Source organism: Virgibacillus sp. AGTR, from assembly GCF_016919725.2.
GTDB lineage: Bacteria > Bacillota > Bacilli > Bacillales > Amphibacillaceae > Virgibacillus > Virgibacillus salarius.
In genome coordinates, this window is the sequence record NZ_JAJERH010000015.1 from 1 (window position 1) to 19,667 (window position 19,667).

Here is a 19,667-nt window from a genome sequence, read left to right on the forward strand (position 1 = left end):
CCCAATTAGAGACGTAGCGACTGAAGTGAATCAACGGAGATAAAGGAATCATGGTGGGCTTGTGAGCCGATAATGACTTAGATTAGGACAATTCGTGAAGTCGCCTCGTTTCTGGGTGCTAGAGCTGGACAAAGCTCAACACGCGCTTATTTATCACATCTGCAAATTTTATAATTTCCTAGATTATAAACAATACCTTGAGGAAATATATTCTAAAGGTTTTGCTGGCTTTTTAGCGCCGTGCTTAAGTGAATTTACGATTATAATTCCAAAGCAACAACAATAAACCTGATAGCCCGATTAATTGCGTAAACAATTCCCAATGACCTACTGTTCGCTGACCATTAAGAATCAGATACATACAAAAGAGAAAGAAAACTACCTTTAAGATGCGAAAGACTCTATCTTTCATTTGTGTAATCCTCCCATTTAATCTCACTTGCTTCTAATCGTACTTGATATTTTTCACCATTTTCTATATATACATCTGTAACTTGCTGTACATTTGAGTTATTGACAACGGCAAACTTTTTAATTTCAGGGTATACATGTATTTCACAATGGACATTGGAAGTATGCCATTTGTATAAAGCCATCTCCTTATGAGCTGCGTAATACATCGCCCTTAGTAATAGTCTTGTATTCTCATGACTATAGGGAAGACCTGCAATGTACACACTACGCCCTTTACCGAAGGCTGTACTAGCGAGTTGCAACCCCTCATTCGTATGTTCAATAATATCCGTAACTTCCCTTAAGGCATACACATTTTTCATACCTTCTCCGAAATCAAATGCCTGTATATCCTGGGAAATAAAATGTGATTCGTTCTTTTCGGTAAAATATTTATTTGTCGATAAGCTAAAGCCTAATTCCTTTTCTACACCTAATACATCTGCTAGTTGAAAGTAGCGTCCTTCACGATGATAAGCAGTCGGTTCTCCAATACCGATAAATCCTCCTCCATGATAAACCCATTCTCTTATAACAGAAAGTAAGTCCTCTTCTTTCCATCGTTCTCCACCAGAGAATGCTGTACCAGCATCTCCGGTATTAATAAGGACATCAACATCTTTAGGCACACCATGCTGTATGACATCGTCAAAACTAATAAAATCTACGTCTACCGCTGAACCACTAAGAGCCTCTAAAACCCCCTGATATGAATAGGCCTGTTTATACCACTTTCCATGTGCTACCATATGGGTCTGCCATGTACGAATCCTTCCCCATGCATTTAAAATTGCCACCTTTAATCCAGTATAAGGCTTCACGCCATTTATAGTATCGTAAATTTCACGAAATTCGTCTGTAATCTTTTCTACACAAGCTACAAAATCGGGGAATTTATATGCCAAGCTTAGATATCCGCCATAGCCAATTCTGTCCAAAGGTTTACGCATTAGAGCTCTTCTCGCTGTCAGCCAATTGCTATTTGCTTCAATTACTGGGTTATTCTTATCATGAAACGTATCGGGAAAGAAGTAAGGTAGAAAACGACCTTCCGTATACTTCACATCTGGGATATCAGAAATCATTCGTAATGTTGCCCCATCTCCAACACTTCCAACTACAGCATCCATACCTGTCTCTTTGAAATAGGCTCCGTAAGGCTCTGTCCCTATCCAATTATCTCCCAAAAACATCATCGACTCCTTACCACTTGCATGTACAATTTCAACTAATTCTTTTACTTCCTTAGCAACAAATCGTTGAATAAAATCCATATAATCTAAGTAAGCTCTGGAGGGAATTCGAAAGGTAGAATTATAATAGCCTTTATCGACAATATCTTCTGGTCGCAGACGATATCCTTTTTCTTTTTCAAATGCTTCTAAAGCAGCTACAGATACACTAGCACCGTAACCGAACCAGTCAACAAATTTTTCTTTACCTAGATTGTTAAATACTAAGGTAAAGTGATAAAAAAACGTCGTAAAGCGAACAACATCAGTTGCTGGATTTTCTGCTAGCCAGTTTTTTAAATAATTGCGCATAAATTGTTTAGAATGAGGCTGCCGAACATCGAATGGAATTTCATGTGGCTTATCTCTCCAATCGTTCGTTATATGATTATACATTTGTGTCGGATCCCATTTCATAAATGCTAAGAATGAAACCGTATATTCATGCCATGGTTTGGCTTTAAATATAAGTAAGCTATTTGTCTCCTTTTTTACTATCCAATGATTTGCTGGCACAACCTCACCAGTAGTCCTATCGATTACTTCCCACCACTTTTTAGGATCATGCAAATAATCTGGTTGAATCTGCTCTTCAAAATATCCTGTCAAGAAAGACACTTCCAGCTCAGTGTCTATTGCTGTATTATATTGTGACATTAAATATAGCTGTTGCATTTCCTCTGGATGCTGTTTAGCAAAGTCATTATGACTACGTGCTACAAAGTAAGTCGTATAGATTTTCGCATCTAATTGTTTGATTTCTTCATCTAATTTTGTCCCATCACTATCTCGAAGCGCATCTGCTCCCCAGCGATCCATTAATTCTTTTGTTTCCTCCAAAAAATTCTGTTGACTCGGTAGCGTAACTCTTCCGGTTAACTTTTTCAATTGTGACACCTACCCTTTCACTCCTCCTACAGTCATTCCTTGTGTTAAGCGCTTTTGCACGATAATATATAAAATTAATGTCGGTAACATAACAATTACCATTCCCGCATACATTGGACCATAGTTAACAGCTGATCGTTCAGCAGCCATTAAGTTTAACAAACCAACTGGCAGCGTTTGATTCCCTCCTGGCATTAGTGTAAGTGCCATAATATATTCATTCCAAAATAACAAGAAATTAAAAAGAATGACGATAACAATACTTGGCATTGCCATCGGCAACATAATGGAAAACATGGTGCGATAATATCCTGCACCATCAATACTAGCGGCTTCTTCAAAATCAGAAGGCAATGTCTGAAAATAGCTTGATAGAAGATAAATCGTAAATGGTAACGCAGTTGCGGCATAAACGAGTGCAAGTACAGCACGATTGTTTAATAAAAATCCATTATCTATTAAACTCTTTAATCCCATATCCAAATCTAAGAGCATCAAGAAAATTGGCACAGTAATATAGCTGACATTAATGAATAACCCTGCTTTAACAATCATGTTTAATAATTTATTCCCTCTAAAACTAAACCTGGATAAGACATACGCCGCTGGTAAGGCTATTACTAGCAAAATGAATAAAGCTAATACGGTAACCATTATTGAATTAAACAGATATTCTCCCATTCGCGCTTCCTGAAATGCTTCTATAAAATTTTGAAAATGAAAACCATGTGGTAAGCTCCATGGGCTTCCATAAAACTCGACGTTTTCTTTAATAGCAGCAAGGAATACCCAGGCAACTGGTATAACAATTGAAACCGCTAAGGTAATTAAAGCTACATAGATAAATAGTTTATATAGAGCATCGGTACTCCGTTCCTTTGAATCTTTCATGAGATATTAGCACCCCCTTAATACTCTAAGACGTCACGTTTCGTGATGTGACTTACAATCGCTGCTAAGGTAAAAGAAAAAATAAACACTACTACACCAATTGCCATTCCATAGCCAAAGGTAGAATTACCATAGGCTTGGTCATACATATAGGATAGGAATACTTCTGTTGATCCGTCAGGTCCTCCACCTGTCAATGCCTTAACTAACAAGAAGCTTAGATTAATCGTGCTGATGATATAAAATGTTAATGTTGTTCGAATATTATTCCATATCAATGGTAATGTAATGCTGGTAAATTGTTTTAATTTACTTGCTCCCTCCAATGACGCCGCCTCATAGAAGCTAGCTGGTATACTAGCCATACTTGACATATACATAACCATATAATAACCAATGGCTTGCCAGACTAGAGCACCCGCAAGACTATAGATAACTATTTTCTGATCACCTAGCCACATTTGCTGAAATGTATCTAATTGAAACATTCCTAAAACACTATTTAACAATCCATTGGAAGGATCATATATGGCTGAAAATATACCAGCTATAACTACAATGGATAGTATATTTGGAATATAAAAGATGACTCGAAAAAAGTTTCCTCCTCTGACCTTCTCTTTTGTTAGAATAGCTGCAAAAAACACTGCAAAAATAAATGTAAGAATTGCTACTACAACTATTAAGAGAATAGAATTCTGAAATGATCGAATGAAATTCATATCATTCCATAGAAGTCTAAAATTATCCAAACCGACAAATTGTTGTGTATTTGAAAATCCACCCCAGCGGTACAAAGACATCCGAAAAACCTCAAATGTTGGTATAAACATAAAAATAACCATCAAAATGAGAGCTGGTATTACACATACTCCGATAAATATATTTCGTGATTTCGTTTTACTCAAAAATGTTCACCTCTTTTTGGTCCCAAAAAAGTGAAATTCATTCAGGCTAAACATCTAAAAAATAATAAAGGGAAACTTCAATTAATGGGATTTTGTCTATCCCTCACTGATTGTTAATAACATAAGGGTATAACCTAAAGGCCCTTGAACCAATCGGACATTTACTGGCAGTTGATCCTCCCCTCACCAATATTGGTTTCGCTTTATTACTTGAAGTGGGATCTTACTGCCAGTTACATGCGGGGTAAACTATTTCTTACATCCATTTCTCATGATGGATTCATCTAATAAAAACGGTAAGAAATCAAACAAGCTTACCGTTCTATTATCATCAACTAATAAGCGATCAGAACCCCCTATATAGCTTTGGATTAGTTCATAGCCGGTCTTAGCTTATCACTTACTTCTTCCATTTCGGCTTGCCACTCTTCGAAAGAAGTTTCACCACTCATTACACTGTCAATTGTTCCGTACAGTGTATCCCCCATGCTCGCTCCTGGTACAGGTTCTGTAGAAGCAAATGTCCCCATTGCTGGAAGCGCTCCTTCCTCTTCATAAATGCTATAAAATGTTTGTTTCTGTCCCTCTAGCTTTTTCGTAATACCATTAATTGGTTGTACTGCACCAGCATCAAGGAAGATAGATGCTGCTTCATCAGAATACATATATGCTATAAATTCCTTCGCTTCATCCTTATGTTTAGCTGCAGCTGGAATCCAAATTTGTTCAAAGAATGTGAATGCATAACGATCACCACTTTTCTCAAATGCGGGTATAGATGTCATCCCCCATTGGAAATTTTTTGAACGTGGAGCTTCTTTCATTTCATCTACAACCCAATTACCGTTCGGCATAAATAATGCTTTGTTATCTAGGATGAATTGCTGGTTTTTTGTGAAATCATTCGGATTTGCATTTGCAACAGTGTCCGAATGCGTATACTCTGCTAATTTTTCTATCGTTTGTAATACTTGAGATGCCTCTTCTGTTTCCCAAATTCCGTCCTCATAAGTCATTGCAGCATTGTAAAACTCCGGACCACCTGCAGCATAAAGCATGGAGCCAACTAAAGTATCAAAATACCCTGTTGTAGGATACGTAAACAAAGAGATACCTTCTTTTTTCGCTTTTTCACCTAGCTCCCACATTTCATCCCATGTTTCAGGAACTTTCCAGCCTTTTTCTTCAAATAGTCCAGCATTAAAGAATAATCCAGTTGGACTATAGAACATTGGAGCTAGATAGGTCTCACCATTAGCATATGGATTAGTTGCAAGCGTATCGGTAAATCCATCTAAAAGTTTTTTATTAACTGTCACTTTTTCGGTTGGTATGTTCATATTCAATACATCGCTTATATTTTCTAGACCATTTTCTTTAATTAATGTTTCCGTCAATGCCTCTGGTCTATTGGTAGCCAGTAATAATACGTCTGGATACTCACCTGCCTGCATATTAGGTCGAATTACTTCCTCTAGATTCTTTTCAATTGTTAATTCAATATTAATATTTTTATTAGCTGCCTCATACGATTCAGCAATCTGGTCCCACATTTCAGTTCCATAAGCTGACTCTAAGGCAGCAACATGTAAGGTTGTTTCTTTGCCACCTCCACTCTCCTCTGATTCCTTTGAATTAACATCCTCTCCTCCTGAGCAAGCCGCTAAGATAAGTCCTACAAATAGAAAAGAGATTAATATTATCGATTTCTTGTTTTTCACGATACGTAAACCCCCTTATTTAATAATAATATATCTTTATCGTACCTATATTAAAACGCTTACACAATCAACATCTTGTTGACTTTTTTATAAATATTGCTTTTTAAGCTTTACTCCTATAAAATTAATAATTGATAGAAATTTCAAATAATAGTAAGGGGTGGAGCAATGTCCTACGAAGTTTATAAAGTGAAGGAATTTGCTACAAGAAATGTGCCATTTAAATTACTTTATATCACACATTCAGAATACGACCGAGGCTGGCATAGTACAAAGCACACCCATCACTTTACAGAATTATTTTATATCGTTAAAGGTAAAGGATCATTTCTGCTTTCCAATCATGAAATTCCAGTTAAAGAAAATGATTTAGTAATAATAAATCCAAATGTTGAACATACCGAAAAATCCAATCTGTACGACTCACTTGAATATATTGCTCTAGGAATTGAAGGACTAACCTTTGCTCATGTTAAAGAAAATAGTTCGCAAATGGGCTTATATACTTATCAGGGCGATCGTGAGAATATTCTCTTCTACCTGCATAGTTTACTTAACGAAGTGCAGCAAGGGAATGAAGAGTATGAAGTTATCTGCCAAAATATCATTGAAATCTTGATGGTAAAGCTTCGAAGAGGCAAAATGTTAGAAATTCAAAAAACAGAACCCAAAAATATCAACAAAGCCGCCGCATTTATTATGTACTATATAAATCAGAATTACAGAGAACCAATCACCCTTGATACATTGGCAGAAATCGGGCATATCAATAAATATTATTTGGCACATACATTTAAAAAAGATATGGGAATATCACCAATTGAATATCTAAATCAAGTACGAATACGAGAAGCAAAAATACTATTAGATACAACAGACTATCACATTGGTAATATTGCTGAATTCACCGGCTTCTCTTCTCAATCGTTTTTCACACAAGCATTTAAACGGGCTACAAATCAAACACCATCCGCTTATCGTAGACAGAGGAAAGAAACGTTGGTCGTTAAATAGCAAGCAAAATATCAGGTGATCTGTAATACGAATATTTGGATTCACTAAAATGGAAGCTTTTATTCTAATTAAGGAGTTATTGCATATACTTGAAAGGGTGTATCATCACTTTAGGTTTATGGGGAGGTAATGTTGCTTTGCCAAGCAGTATTTGTGAACGAAAGGTAGATATTCCTATTGAAGAAATATGGGACTTTGTTAACGATATCAATAATTGGGCTAGTCTCGTTCCAGGATATCAGCAACATACGATGGTAAATGCTAAACAATCGATTTGGATATGCAAAGGAGATATTGGCTTTATGGAAAAAAGTGTTCGATTATCATTATCCGTCACGGAATGGCAAAGTCCGAATAAAATAGCATTCACTTTAGCTAGTACGAACAACCATGTCAAAGGAAGCGGCTATTTTCAAGCCCATAAACTAGCAGAAAATCAAACGAAAATGACAGGTTCACTCTCTATAACAGCTAAGGGCATTGCTGGTTCGATGATTAACTCTTGCTTAAGACCATTTTTATCCAAAGTAACGGCTGATTTCACAGATAATGTCATCGAACATATTCAGACAAGAAGGTCCGCGGTTATGCAATAATAGTTATTATTCCACTGCTTTTTATCGTGAGCTTGCAGGAGTTTAGATTTACGAACGGGCGATGAAAAGTATACCCGAATTCCGTCAAAGACTGGGAATCGCTAAAGAACAGTAGAGAAGCAGGAAGCCTTCTCAAAAATGATCTAGGCATTTTCTTCGTGCCATGTCTAGCAGAGCGGTCTTCCTCGCCCTGCTGGAAAAGCAATAGCGAAACTCCGTGAGAAGCCATGTTTGTTCTAAACGTGTATATCCACTTTTACCAGGGGTGAAAAATAATTAAAACTTTGTTAAATATGTAAAAGAAATTTCCAACGTGAGAGTACTCCTATAAAGCGAAAGCTTCAATAAGTTTGAGGGTTTTGTTTATCCCCACGGATGGTTAGTACTACAAAGGGATGACCTAAAGGCCTTTGAACCAATTGGACTTTACTGGCAGTTAATCTCCCACTTACCAATAGTACTTTCACTTTATTGCTTGAATTGGTTGGTATTACCGCCAATTAAAGGTGGGATAAATACTTAACAGACTTTTTTCTATGTCAAAGTTCGACAGTATAGATCCTTCATGATAGAATAAATCCGTTACTAGGCTATCAGGAAAGGATCTTTTGTTATGTCAGGAATTACAAAACACATAAATAAAACCGTATTATCTTATGCGCAAATTATTTTTGGAGCTACACTTGTTGCTCTATCCTATAATTTATTTTTGCTACCCTCAAAGTTAGCTGCAGGTGGTATTTCTGGGATTAGCACAATTCTCTTTGAAATGTATTCCTTAAGCCCAGCTTATACGCAGCTTCTAATAAATATCCCTATCTTTATTATCGGCTGGCTAACACTTGGAAAAGATTTCAGTTGGAAGACATTAGTAGGAACATTTTGGGTACCGTTTATGATATGGGCAAGTGCTAATATTCCGTATACGATAACAAACCCAATTCTAGGAGCTATCTATGGAGGAATTATTCTCGGAATAGGTCTAGGCATTGTTTATAAAGGTAATGGTTCTACTGGGGGTACAGCAGCAATTGCTCAAATTGTAAAGAAATTCACAGGCCTATCAAGCGGTTATTCACAACTCATTGTTGACGGTTTTGTTGTTATCTCATCCATTATTGTATTTAACCTAGAATTAACCCTATTTGCGCTCATGTGTATTTACATTACAAGCAAAACGATCGATATTGTGCAGCTACAAACTTCAGCTACCAAACTAATATTAATTATTACGGAAAAAGAGCAACATATTCAGTCACTAATCCGTGACGAAATTGATCGTGGGTTGACAAAGGTTCGTTCAGTTGGAGGGTATTCACATAGCGATAAAACAATGATACTTTGTGTAGCTGAACAACAAGAAGCCTTTCATTTAAAGAAAATTTTACAAAGAGACGAACCGGATTCCTTTGTCATCTTTATTAATGCATCGGAGATTTTAGGTAGAGGCTTTTCTTTGGATAAGTATTATGGTCAAAAGCTTTAACGATACCTTCAATAAAGGAATCATGATAAATCTTCAGGTTGTCAAAACGTCTCGATGGCCAGCTTCTATTTAAATTACAGGGATTACATGTTACTATCAAAAAAGACATCGTATAAAATGTAACATGTAACGATAAAGTGAAACTTCAATCGGTTGAGGGTTTTGATTATCTCCACGGATGGTTAATACCACAAGAGGATGACCTAAAGGCCTTTGAACCAATCGAACATATACTGGCAGCTATCCTCCTACCACCAACATTCGTTTCACTTTACTGCTTGAAATGGAGGTCTTACTGCCATTTATAGGTGGGATAAAAGAAATTACAGCAAAAGAAACACTTACTTATTGAGCTTAACCACTACATCAATTTTTCGTATAACCCTGAAAAAGCTTGAGGCTAGGACAAAAGAATCTTTAGGAACAAAAGTGCAAGCGCCCGATTTGAAACGTGTGACTGGAGCGAGTCAACGAACATAAAGGAATCATGGTGAGCTTGCGAGCCGATGATGACTTAGATTAGAGCGATTTATGAAGTCGCCTCGTTTCTGGGTGCTTGTGCTGGACGACGCGGCTCAACACGCGTCTATTTATTCACATGGGCAAATTTTATCATTTCCTAGACTAAGATAAAAAACCCAAACCTTATCTGAAATCATTTAGATAAAGTTTGGGTTTTTGTTTTAGAGATAGATAGTTCATTCATCGCTTAGTCAAAATGCTTCGCTTTCCTGCGGGATCTTCAGCTCGTACTTTTGCCGCGGATTTTTTTCGAACAAGGAAAAAATCCCAGAATATATCTACCTCACCCAACGATTTATAATTAAGAATTTACTAATACCGGATGGTGTAAACGATTGGCCAGCTGCTGAATGTTGGCCATTGCACCAATATCCATATTCCCACCACTAACAATTAGCCCACAGTGTCGTGATTTGATTTGATTATTATGGGCAAACAATGCTGCTAATGTTGCTGCTCCCGCTCCTTCCATTAACGTCTTGTTACGCTCAAGCATATAGACAATTGCTGCAGCAATTTCTTCGTCCGAAACAGTCACAAGATCATCAACATACTTCTTAATAAGTGGCAAGGTTCGTTTACCAGGCTTTTTCACAGCAATTCCCTCTGCAATGGTATCCACCGATTTTAAATTTTGTATTCGATCTGAATGAAAACTATCATATATGGCAGCTGCCCCGCTAGCTTGCACCCCAATAATTTTGATATTGCGATTCACATACTTAGCAGCGATTGCTATTCCACTTATTAAGCCTCCACCGCCGACTGGTACAAGAATGGTATCCATTCGATCTTCTTGCCTGAGCATTTCCATGGCGATAGTTCCTTGACCTGCCATTACATCATAATCATCAAAAGGATGAATATAAACCGACCCAGTCTGCATTTGTTTTTTTAATGAAGCTTCATATGCCTCCTGAAAGGTTTCTCCCGTTAGAACCACTTGAGCACCATAGTTGCGTGTTGCATTAACTTTGGCTAGAGGTGTTTTCTCCGCCATGTAAATGGTAGCCTTCGTTCCAAGTTTAGCCGCTGCATACGCAACGCCTTGCGCGTGATTCCCTGCTGACGCAGTAATAACTCCTCTTTTTAATTGTTCCTTTGTCAGTTGCATCAACTTAAACGTAGCTCCTCTAAACTTAAAGGCGCCCGTTTTCTGTTGATTCTCCATCTTGAAATAGACATGTTTACCAACGAAATTATTTGTTGTTTGCGAAGTTAATAGTGGTGTCCGATGCACGATTGGAGTCAGTCGCTGCATGGCGGTGTGAACCTTTTCACCTGTTAAGCAATTCCCAATTCCTTCACTCTCCTTGTATGTTTGCTCGTTGTATGATCAATTATTGCTATTCTCATAGATTTCAATCTTTTCTTCATGCAGAAGCGTTAAGGCGATATCATCCCAACCATTTAATAGTTTCTCCTTATGATATGCGGGTATCTGGAAATGATATTCCTTATTTCCCTCAAATATTTTTTGATCTTCCAAATCTATTGATAACGATAGATTCCCAATGTCTGCTTCTTCAAGCCATTGCTTTACCTGCTCTTCTTCTATCTTAATTAAGATAATTCCGTTCTTTAAAGCATTATTATAAAATATATCTGCAAAGCTTGGAGCGATAATTACTCGAAAACCGTAGTCTAGCAATGCCCATGGAGCGTGCTCTCTAGAAGATCCACAACCAAAATTTTCTCCTGCCACTAAAATCGATGCATGTTGATAACGCTCCTTATTAAGACTAAAGTCTTGGCGTTTATTTCCTTCGTCATCAAATCGCCAATGATAGAATAAAAACTGACCGAATCCTGTGCGCTCAATTCGTTTTAAAAACTGCTTTGGAATAATTTGATCAGTATCAATATTTGTTCGATTCAATGGATACACAAGTCCTGTATGGTTTTTGATCGCTTTCAACTTTTTCCCTCCTTACAACGCCACACCTGCATAATTGCGAACGTCTACAAAATGTCCTTCAATAGCTGCTGCCGCTGCCATTTCTGGACTTACAAGATGTGTACGTGCACCATTTCCCTGTCTTCCTTCAAAATTACGATTTGATGTAGAGGCACATCTCCCCTCCGGAGGAACGATATCATCATTCATCGCAAGGCACATGCTACATCCAGCTTCTCGCCATTCAAATCCAGCATCCTGAAAGATTTTATCTAATCCTTCCTGTTCTGCCTGCCTCTTTATGCTAAATGAACCTGGCACAACAATAGCTCTAACATTAGCGTGAACATGTTTTCCTTTAACAATTTCCGCAGCCCTTCGCAAATCACTTAAGCGCGAATTTGTACAAGAACCGATAAATACATGATCAATATGAATAGAGGAAATTGGTTGATTTTCGTTTAATCCCATGTAATGTAGGGCACGTTCAACATCTTGCTTATATTCCACGTCATTCAAATTTGGAGTTGTTCCACTAACCGGTACACACATTCCTGGATTCGTTCCCCAAGTTACCTGCGGCTCCACTTCGTCACCGCGGATTGTTACTGTCTTGTCATAAACCGCTCCATCATCTGTTGCTAAAGCTAACCAGTCCTGAGCTATAGTTGTGAAGGCTTCATCCTTCCGTACATGAACCCTTCCTCGTAAAAATTCAACTGTAGTTTCATCAGGACTGATCAAGCCAGCCCTTGCACCTGCTTCAATTGACATATTACATACTGTCATTCTTCCTTCCATAGAAAGGTTACGAATTGCTTCGCCTGTATACTCCATCACGTATCCAGTACCAAAACGAACACCAAATTTCGCAATAATTGCAAGAATTAAATCCTTTGCTGTTACTCCTGCACCAAGATCACCTTCTACATGCACATTTAACGTTTTTGGACGTTCTTGCCAAATCGTTTGTGTTGCTAAAACATGCTCTACTTCACTTGTTCCAATTCCAAAAGCTAACGCCCCAAAAGCACCGTGTGTAGAAGTATGACTATCACCACAGACAATGGTTTTACCAGGCTGCGTTAGACCTAGTTCAGGTCCAATAACATGGACTATACCTTGATCTGGATGAAACATATCTGCTAATGGAATATTATTTTCCTGACAATTTTCCTTTAATGTTTCCATCTGTTTACGGGATATCTCATCTTTTATTACATCTCGATTTCTCGTCGGTACATTATGATCCATCGTTGCAAAAGTCAAGTCAGGTCTTCGTACCTTTCGTTTGTTTATCCGCAGACCTTCAAAAGCCTGTGGAGAAGTCACTTCATGAATTAAATGCAAGTCGATATAAAGAAGATCTGGTTTTTCTTGCTCTTGATAAACCACATGTTTTTCCCAAATTTTTTCAATAATTGTTTTTGACCGGCCCATCATTTTACACCTCCATCTCAGGCATAGGAATTACAAATACAATTAGAAACACTATTCGTAGACAGGTTTCCAATCACGATATCAGTCATTTCCTTTGTGCTAACTACTATCCCATCCTCAATGGCCAAATCAGCTGTATAATACCCTTGATCTAGACTAGTCTGTACAGCTCTTTCAATTTCATCTGGCTCTTCGTGCATGTCAAACGAATGGCGTAGCATAAGGGCCGCAGATAAAATCATTCCTAATGGGTTGGCAATTCCTTTACCAGCAATGTCTGGCGCTGATCCATGAACTGGCTCATAAAGTCCAATACCATCCGTACGAATACTCGCTGATGGTAGCATCCCTAAAGAACCAGTTAGCACAGAAGCTTCGTCACTAAGAATATCACCAAATAGGTTTTCTGTGACTATCACATCAAATTGATTCGGTTGGGTGATTAATTTCATTGCTGCTGCATCAACTAATAAATGCTCAACCGCGACATCTGGATATTCTTTACGTTTTGCTTCAACGATTTCTCGCCAAAATCGACTTGACTCTAGAACATTGGCTTTATCGACAGATGTCAATTTTTTGTTCCTATGCTGTGCACTTTGAAAAGCTTTATCAATAATCCGTTCCATCTCAGTTCGGTGATAATATAACGTATCTACCACAGCATTCCCTTTTTCGATTCGTCCCTTTGGCTCACCAAAATAAAGTCCACCCGTTAATTCTCGAATGATTAGAATATCACTACCCTTTATTACCTCCTCCTTTAATGGAGAAGCATGAAGTAATGGTAAAAACCCCTTTATAGGTCTTAGATTGGCAAATAAGCCTAGTGCTTTACGTATTCCTAATAGTCCTTTTTCAGGTCGTTGATCTCCAGGTAATGAATCCCACTTTTCACCACCAACAGCTCCTAATAAAATGGCATCCGCTTCCTCACAAGCTTTTACCGTTGTGTCTGGTAATGGTGTCTGAAATTGGTCAATTGCACTACCGCCAATGGCATGCTCTGCAAAAGTAAACTGATGACCGAACTCTGTTGCAATGGTTTGCAAGACGATTTTTGCAGATCCCATTATTTCTTTACCAATTCCATCACCAGGTAACATAACAATATGTCTCTTCATCATTACGCCTCCTTCCTGTTTAAAAATTTATTTTACTACCTCTGCTTTATTGGAATTTTGATGCTGGATGATAAATCGATTGACCGCATTCAAGTATGCTTGCACCGATGCTTCCATTACATCCTGTGCAGAACCTCTGCCGTTAACCGTTTCTCCATTCACAAGTAACTGTACCCGTGATTCTGCTAATGCATCCTTTCCTCCACCTACAGAATTTAGCTGATAATCAATTAATCTCGTATTTTCTTCTGTTAACGTGTCTAATGTTTTATATAAAGCTTCCACACTCCCCTGACCAGTACATGCTGTTTTAACCGTTTTGCCTGTAGGGGTTATTAACTCAACAGCAGCTGTTGGGATATTATTGGAGCCATATTGTAATTGAAATAATTTTAGCTGGTATTTATCGACTGATGCTGTGTCTGTTTGCACTTCTGTGACAATGGTAAAAATATCATCATCCGTGACTTCTTTTTTGTGATCAGTAAGCTGTTTAAATAAATCAAACGCCTTTTTAATATTTTCTTCAGATACATTTATTCCAAGCTCTTTGATTTTATCCTTAAAAGCATGGCGACCAGAATGTTTCCCTAAAAATAGCGTGTTAGCATTAACACCTACGAGCTCAGGTGTAATAATTTCATAGGTGGATGCGTGTTTTAAAACACCATCTTGATGAATACCTGATTCATGTGCGAACGCATTCCTTCCTACAACCGCTTTATTCGCTTGAATATACATTCCCGTTAGCTTAGCAACCATATCACTAGTACGCTTAATCTCTTGTAAATTTAGATTCGTAGCATACGGATAATAGTCTGAGCGAATCTTCAATGCTACAGCAATTTCTTCCAGAGATGCATTTCCTGCTCGCTCACCGATCCCATTAATCGTGCCTTCCACCTGTGTTGCACCATTTTCGACAGCAGCAATTGAGTTAGCAACTGCCATACCGAGGTCATTATGACAGTGACAGGATAATGTTACTCGATCGATATTAGGCACAGAAGAACGGATAAATTGAAACATGCTGCCATATTCTTTCGGTGTCGTATAACCAACTGTATCTGGTAAGTTAATTACGGTTGCTCCCGCATCAATCACCCTTTCGATTATCTGAGCCAAAAAGCTCCAATCTGATCGGGATGCATCCTCAGCTGACCATTCTACTTGTGGAAACTTCTTCCTTGCATAGGAGACCATATTTACCGCTGTTTCAATTACATCATCTGGCGTTTTCTTTAATTTGTATGTCATATGAATTGGTGAAGTAGCAAGAAAGATATGCAGACATGGTTCATCCGCACCTTTTAATGCCTCCCAAGCGATATCAATATCCGACTGCACAGTTCTAGCTAAGCCTGTTACGGACGTATGCTTGATGGTATCGGCAATTGCCTTAACAGCTTGAAAATCTCCTTTGGAAGAGGCGGGAAAACCAGCCTCCATTCGATCTACACCAAATCGTTCTAACTGCTTTGCAATTTCCAGCTTTTCAAGTTGATTTAGATTGACACCCGGTGATTGTTCTCCATCTCTCAATGTCGTATCGAAAATTTTAATTTGTGACATGAACCTTCACATCCTTTTGTTTCTTTTGGTCGGTTTGCAATGGCTGTTTAACAAAAGGCATTAACTCTCGTAACTCCTTCCCTACTTTTTCTATTGGATGCTGATTTTCTTTAGCGTTTATTGCTGTAAATTGTGGACGATTTGCTTGATTCTCCGAGATCCAGCCTTTGGCAAACGCTCCAGATTGTACTTCTGATAAAATTTCTTTCATACGTTGCTTTGTCTCATCATTAATAATTCTTGGTCCAGAAACGAAGTCACCCCATTGTGCAGTATCTGAAATAGAATAACGCATATTTTCTAATCCACCTTCATAAAGAAGATCAACGATAAGCTTCATTTCATGTAAGCATTCAAAATAAGCTACTTCTGGCTGATAACCAGCTTCCGTTAATGTTTCAAACCCTGCTTTTACAAGACTTGTCAGTCCACCACATAACACAGCCTGCTCACCGAAAAGATCTGTTTCTGTTTCTTCTTGGAACGATGTTTCCAAAATCCCTGCTCTCGCTGCTCCAATCCCCTGTGCATAAGCAAGTGCTAATTCAGTGGCTTCCCCTGATACATCTTGAAAAACACCGTATAATGCAGGTACTCCTGCTCCTTCCTCATACGTACGACGTACCAAATGCCCTGGACCCTTTGGTGCTACTAGAAATACATCCACATTAGACGGAGGAACGATTTGATTAAAATGAATATTAAAACCATGCGCGAATGCTATTGCATTACCAGCCTCTAAGTTTTCTTCTATGCTTTCTTTATATACAGCGGTTTGCAACTCATCAGGAAGTAAAATCATGACAACATCAGATTGTTTAACAGCTTCTGCAACAGAAAGTACAGTAAACCCATCTTTTTCAGCCTTAACCTGTGAGTTCCCAGGACGCAAGCCAACGACTACTTCATATCCACTCTCTCGTAGATTAAGAGCGTGAGCATGACCTTGTGACCCATACCCAATTATGGCAATTTTTTTCTCCTTCAAAACCTCTGTTTTTACATCTTTTTCATAAAGCACTTTTGACATTTTCATTTCCTCCTCAAATTAAATAGTAAATGAATTTATTTCAGCAACTTGCGAGGGCTGTTGCCCTCTTAAGAAGGCAGTTACACCAGTTTTTGTTAGTTCCTTAATTCCATATGGTCGAAGCAGTGCGATTAATGCTTCTACCTTATCCGGTCTTCCGGTAACTTGAATTGTTAGACTATCTTTACTTACGTCAATGACGGAAGCACGGAATGGTGTAATAATACCTTGGATCTCCGCGCGGAGTTGACCACTTCCACCAACCTTTATCAGGGCTAATTCTCTAGCAACGATGGCCCTCTCCGTTATATCGGAAACTTTTAATACATCGATTTGTTTATTCAATTGTTTCGTTAGCTGTTCAAGCTTTTGATGGTCTTTTACGTCAACAACAAAGGTCATTTTTGAAATTCCTTCTGTTTCTGAGCTGCCTACAGAAATACTTTCGATATTGAATTGTCGCTTATGAAGCATACCTGTTATTCGATTCAGTACGCCACCTCGATTTTGTACTGTTGCAATGATAATACGCCTCATTTGCTCACCCCAATCATTTCATGAATTCCTTTTCCTGGTGCGATCATAGGATATACACACTCCTGCTGCACTACTCGACAATCTACTAGTACTGGGCCATTAAAAGAGAAAGCCTTTTTTAATACGTCTATGACTTCTGTTTCTTTATCAACACTCATCCCATGAATTCCATAACTCTCAGCAAGCTTTATAAAATCGGGATTCTCCATAAACAATGATTCAGAATACCTTTCCTCATAAAAGCTTTCTTGCCATTGTCTTACCATTCCTAGTGCTTGATTATTTACAATTATTATTTTGATTGGTAATTTCCGCTCTTTTACAACTGCTAATTCCTGAGCAGTCATTTGAAAGCCACCATCACCTACAATAGAAACCACTAATTGATTTGGTTCCCCCAGCTGTGCACCAATCGCGGCAGGGAACCCGAATCCCATCGTGCCAAGTCCTCCAGATGTTACCCAACGGTTCGGTTTTTCAAACGAATAATATTGAGCCGCCCACATTTGATGCTGCCCTACATCTGTGGTTACGATGGCTTCTCCTTGAGTTAAACGATGAACCGTTTCTAGCAGCCATTGTGGTGATATTTCTTTATCCGACCGCTCATACCAAAGCGGATAGTCCTGTTTATAACGTGTTAGTTTTACTTTCCAATCTTGATGATCAGGAAAAGTAATTGAACGAAGCAACAATGCCTGCAACGCTTCTTTTGCATCAGCTACCACCGGTATTTCTGTCTGCACATTCTTCCCAATTTCGGCTGGATCGATATCAATATGAGCTATTCTAGCTTTTGGAGCAAAGTGCTCTAAGTTTCCTGTTAAGCGGTCATCGAACCGAGCACCAATATTTATTAATAAGTCACATTCGTACATTCCCATATTTGCTGCATAGGTCCCATGCATCCCACCCATTCCTAAGAACAGTTCATGTGAACCTGGAAACCCTCCTAGCCCAAGTAACGTATTAATAACTGGAAGCTGATACCTTTCCGCTAATTCCTTTAATTCCTCTGTAGCTTCAGCAAAGAGGATACCAGCACCGGCTAAAACAAGTGGCCGCTTAGCACGACTCAATGCATCGGCAAGTTTAATAATCTGCAATGGATTTGGCGTTTTATTTGGTTGGTAACCTGGTAGTTCAAATGTTGCCTCATGTACAGCCGATGAAAGCTCTGCCGAAACATCTTTTGGTATGTCGACAACAACAGGGCCAGGCCTACCTGTAGATGCTATATGAAATGCTTCCTTCACAACCTTTGGCAGCTCTGATAGTTCTTTAACTTGATAGTTGTACTTCGTAATAGGAGTTGTAATTCCCATTACGTCTGCTTCTTGAAATGCATCTGTACCAATAACATTACTTGCCACTTGACCAGTGAAAATAACAATTGGCAAAGAATCCATCATTGCATCCGTAATTCCAGTTATTAAATTCGTTGCGCCTGGTCCCGATGTAGCTATTACTACCCCTGGCTTACCCGTAACTCGTGCATACCCTTCGGCTGCATGAATCGATCCTTGCTCATGCCGGGAAAGTACATGTTCGAAACTTGCTTCGCTCCGATAGATAGCATCGTAGATAGGTAACACAGCTCCACCAGGATAACCAAAAATCGTATCTACTCCAGCATCGACTAATGCATGAATTAACACATCAGCACCCGTTAATGTTTTTTTTGTACTTCCCACATCATGCTTTGCCTGAACTTTCACTGCTGCATGCCTCCTTTTAATAACTAATTTATAAAGAAATCCTGCCCATCCATACTGGCCAAGGTATTCTTATTGCCTTTTAACCTACTTAAACAAATCTAATAAAGTGAAACTTCAATCAGTAGGGGGTTTGTTTATCATCCACTGATTGTTAGTACACAAGGGTATGACCTGAAGGCCCTTGAACCAATCGGATATTTACTGGCAGTTATTCCCCCTCTTATCCATATTGTCTTCACTTTGTTGCTTGAATTGGGGGGCTTATTGCCAGTTATATGCGGGATAAAAAAAAGACGCCTTGAATCCCCATAACTGCATACATGTTTACAGATTATATGGGGAGAAAAGCGTCTTCTTTTCACGGTACCACCCAGATTCTTAGTACTCTTGCGAATACCAACTCATGGGGACCAATATATTGGACCCCTTAGATAACAGGTACAGATATTGCACCTGGCCGGCCTATTAAGTAACCCCGTTCAGTCCGGCACTCAGAGATGATGTCAGAATATAGTGTACTTCCAGGCTCGCAGCAACCCTGGATCTCTGTGAATACACAGGTTATATTCCTTTTTTCCCGTCATAGTGTTAACAATATTTTATTTTTGGCTGCCCCTTTATTTATCGTGTTTGTTAGG

The 19,667-nt window shown here is 38.6% G+C and carries 16 protein-coding genes; 3 read left to right on the top strand and 13 right to left on the bottom strand.

The window, feature by feature from the left end; translation table 11 throughout:
* Positions 1 to 244 precede the first annotated feature (244 nt).
* The 5 genes from JUJ52_RS08035 to JUJ52_RS08055 all read right to left on the bottom strand — a co-directional run bounded on the left by JUJ52_RS08035 (position 245) and on the right by JUJ52_RS08055 (position 6,093).
* Positions 245 to 412 (bottom strand): DUF6903 family protein, encoded by a 168-nt coding sequence (locus JUJ52_RS08035; protein WP_162986489.1) that lies wholly within the window; start codon positions 410 to 412, stop codon positions 245 to 247.
* Complete coding sequence (gene gnpA / locus JUJ52_RS08040) at positions 402 to 2,573, bottom strand: 1,3-beta-galactosyl-N-acetylhexosamine phosphorylase (protein WP_205389792.1); 2,172 nt, start codon at positions 2,571 to 2,573, stop codon at positions 402 to 404. The genes JUJ52_RS08035 and gnpA overlap by 11 nt, the downstream gene beginning before the upstream one ends.
* A 9-nt stretch (positions 2,574 to 2,582) precedes the next feature.
* Positions 2,583 to 3,464, bottom strand: coding sequence for a carbohydrate ABC transporter permease (locus JUJ52_RS08045; RefSeq protein ID WP_026679853.1), 882 nt, complete (start codon positions 3,462 to 3,464; stop codon positions 2,583 to 2,585).
* A gap of 17 nt (positions 3,465 to 3,481) precedes the next feature.
* Positions 3,482 to 4,372, bottom strand: coding sequence for a carbohydrate ABC transporter permease (locus JUJ52_RS08050; RefSeq protein ID WP_026679852.1), 891 nt, complete (start codon positions 4,370 to 4,372; stop codon positions 3,482 to 3,484).
* Positions 4,373 to 4,743: 371 nt separating this feature from the next.
* Positions 4,744 to 6,093: a carbohydrate ABC transporter substrate-binding protein gene (locus JUJ52_RS08055; protein WP_026679851.1), complete on the bottom strand. Its 1,350-nt coding sequence runs from the start codon at positions 6,091 to 6,093 to the stop codon at positions 4,744 to 4,746.
* Between the two features lie 168 nt (positions 6,094 to 6,261).
* Here JUJ52_RS08055 and JUJ52_RS08060 point away from each other — a divergent pair, with 168 nt between their 5' ends.
* The 3 genes from JUJ52_RS08060 (at position 6,262) to JUJ52_RS08070 (ending at position 9,189) form a co-directional block, all read left to right on the top strand.
* The gene (locus JUJ52_RS08060; protein ID WP_026679850.1) at positions 6,262 to 7,107 is read left to right on the top strand and encodes an AraC family transcriptional regulator; all 846 of its coding nucleotides are present in this window, start codon (positions 6,262 to 6,264) and stop codon (positions 7,105 to 7,107) included.
* Positions 7,108 to 7,244: 137 nt separating this feature from the next.
* Positions 7,245 to 7,703, top strand: a complete 459-nt coding sequence (locus tag JUJ52_RS08065) for an SRPBCC family protein (RefSeq protein ID WP_228088851.1) — start codon at positions 7,245 to 7,247, stop codon at positions 7,701 to 7,703.
* Between the two features lie 613 nt (positions 7,704 to 8,316).
* Positions 8,317 to 9,189, top strand: a complete 873-nt coding sequence (locus JUJ52_RS08070; protein ID WP_205388867.1) for a YitT family protein — start codon at positions 8,317 to 8,319, stop codon at positions 9,187 to 9,189.
* Positions 9,190 to 10,012: 823 nt separating this feature from the next.
* Here the strand turns inward: JUJ52_RS08070 and ilvA are convergent.
* From ilvA to ilvB, 8 genes are all read right to left on the bottom strand, one after another.
* Positions 10,013 to 10,972: a threonine ammonia-lyase gene (gene ilvA / locus JUJ52_RS08075; RefSeq protein ID WP_121605766.1), complete on the bottom strand. Its 960-nt coding sequence runs from the start codon at positions 10,970 to 10,972 to the stop codon at positions 10,013 to 10,015.
* Positions 10,973 to 11,047: 75 nt separating this feature from the next.
* Positions 11,048 to 11,629 (bottom strand): 3-isopropylmalate dehydratase small subunit, encoded by a 582-nt coding sequence (gene leuD, locus JUJ52_RS08080; protein ID WP_026679846.1) that lies wholly within the window; start codon positions 11,627 to 11,629, stop codon positions 11,048 to 11,050.
* A 12-nt stretch (positions 11,630 to 11,641) separates the two neighbouring features.
* A complete protein-coding gene (gene leuC / locus JUJ52_RS08085) occupies positions 11,642 to 13,048 on the bottom strand; it encodes a 3-isopropylmalate dehydratase large subunit (protein ID WP_205389793.1) in 1,407 nt (468 codons plus the stop codon).
* A 17-nt stretch (positions 13,049 to 13,065) separates the two neighbouring features.
* Positions 13,066 to 14,172: a 3-isopropylmalate dehydrogenase gene (gene leuB / locus JUJ52_RS08090; RefSeq protein WP_026679844.1), complete on the bottom strand. Its 1,107-nt coding sequence runs from the start codon at positions 14,170 to 14,172 to the stop codon at positions 13,066 to 13,068.
* Between the two features lie 27 nt (positions 14,173 to 14,199).
* The gene (locus tag JUJ52_RS08095) at positions 14,200 to 15,744 is read right to left on the bottom strand and encodes a 2-isopropylmalate synthase (protein WP_026679843.1); all 1,545 of its coding nucleotides are present in this window, start codon (positions 15,742 to 15,744) and stop codon (positions 14,200 to 14,202) included.
* On the bottom strand, positions 15,731 to 16,774 hold the full coding sequence (gene ilvC, locus JUJ52_RS08100; RefSeq protein WP_026679842.1) for a ketol-acid reductoisomerase: 1,044 nt from the start codon (positions 16,772 to 16,774) through the stop codon (positions 15,731 to 15,733). Before ilvC ends, JUJ52_RS08095 begins: the two co-directional genes overlap by 14 nt.
* Positions 16,775 to 16,792: 18 nt before the next feature.
* Positions 16,793 to 17,311 carry an acetolactate synthase small subunit gene (ilvN, locus tag JUJ52_RS08105; RefSeq protein ID WP_121605770.1) on the bottom strand — a complete coding sequence of 173 codons (519 nt, stop codon included), beginning with the start codon at positions 17,309 to 17,311 and terminating at the stop codon, positions 16,793 to 16,795.
* Complete coding sequence (ilvB, locus tag JUJ52_RS08110; RefSeq protein WP_121605771.1) at positions 17,308 to 19,029, bottom strand: acetolactate synthase large subunit; 1,722 nt, start codon at positions 19,027 to 19,029, stop codon at positions 17,308 to 17,310. The genes ilvN and ilvB overlap by 4 nt, the downstream gene beginning before the upstream one ends.
* Positions 19,030 to 19,667: the final 638 nt, after the last annotated feature.

Excerpts from the sequence above, each read along its gene's own strand:
- JUJ52_RS08035 (WP_162986489.1), bottom strand. The coding sequence starts at position 412 with ATGAAAGATAGAGTCTTTCGCATCTTAAAGGTAGTTTTCTTTCTCTTT.
- JUJ52_RS08045 (WP_026679853.1), bottom strand. The coding sequence starts at position 3,464 with ATGAAAGATTCAAAGGAACGGAGTACCGATGCTCTATATAAACTATTT.
- JUJ52_RS08060 (WP_026679850.1), top strand. The coding sequence starts at position 6,262 with ATGTCCTACGAAGTTTATAAAGTGAAGGAATTTGCTACAAGAAATGTG.
- JUJ52_RS08070 (WP_205388867.1), top strand. The coding sequence starts at position 8,317 with ATGTCAGGAATTACAAAACACATAAATAAAACCGTATTATCTTATGCG.
- ilvA (WP_121605766.1), bottom strand. The coding sequence starts at position 10,972 with ATGCAGCGACTGACTCCAATCGTGCATCGGACACCACTATTAACTTCG.
- leuC (WP_205389793.1), bottom strand. The coding sequence starts at position 13,048 with ATGGGCCGGTCAAAAACAATTATTGAAAAAATTTGGGAAAAACATGTG.
- leuB (WP_026679844.1), bottom strand. The coding sequence starts at position 14,172 with ATGAAGAGACATATTGTTATGTTACCTGGTGATGGAATTGGTAAAGAA.
- JUJ52_RS08095 (WP_026679843.1), bottom strand. The coding sequence starts at position 15,744 with ATGTCACAAATTAAAATTTTCGATACGACATTGAGAGATGGAGAACAA.
- ilvC (WP_026679842.1), bottom strand. The coding sequence starts at position 16,774 with ATGTCAAAAGTGCTTTATGAAAAAGATGTAAAAACAGAGGTTTTGAAG.
- ilvN (WP_121605770.1), bottom strand. The coding sequence starts at position 17,311 with ATGAGGCGTATTATCATTGCAACAGTACAAAATCGAGGTGGCGTACTG.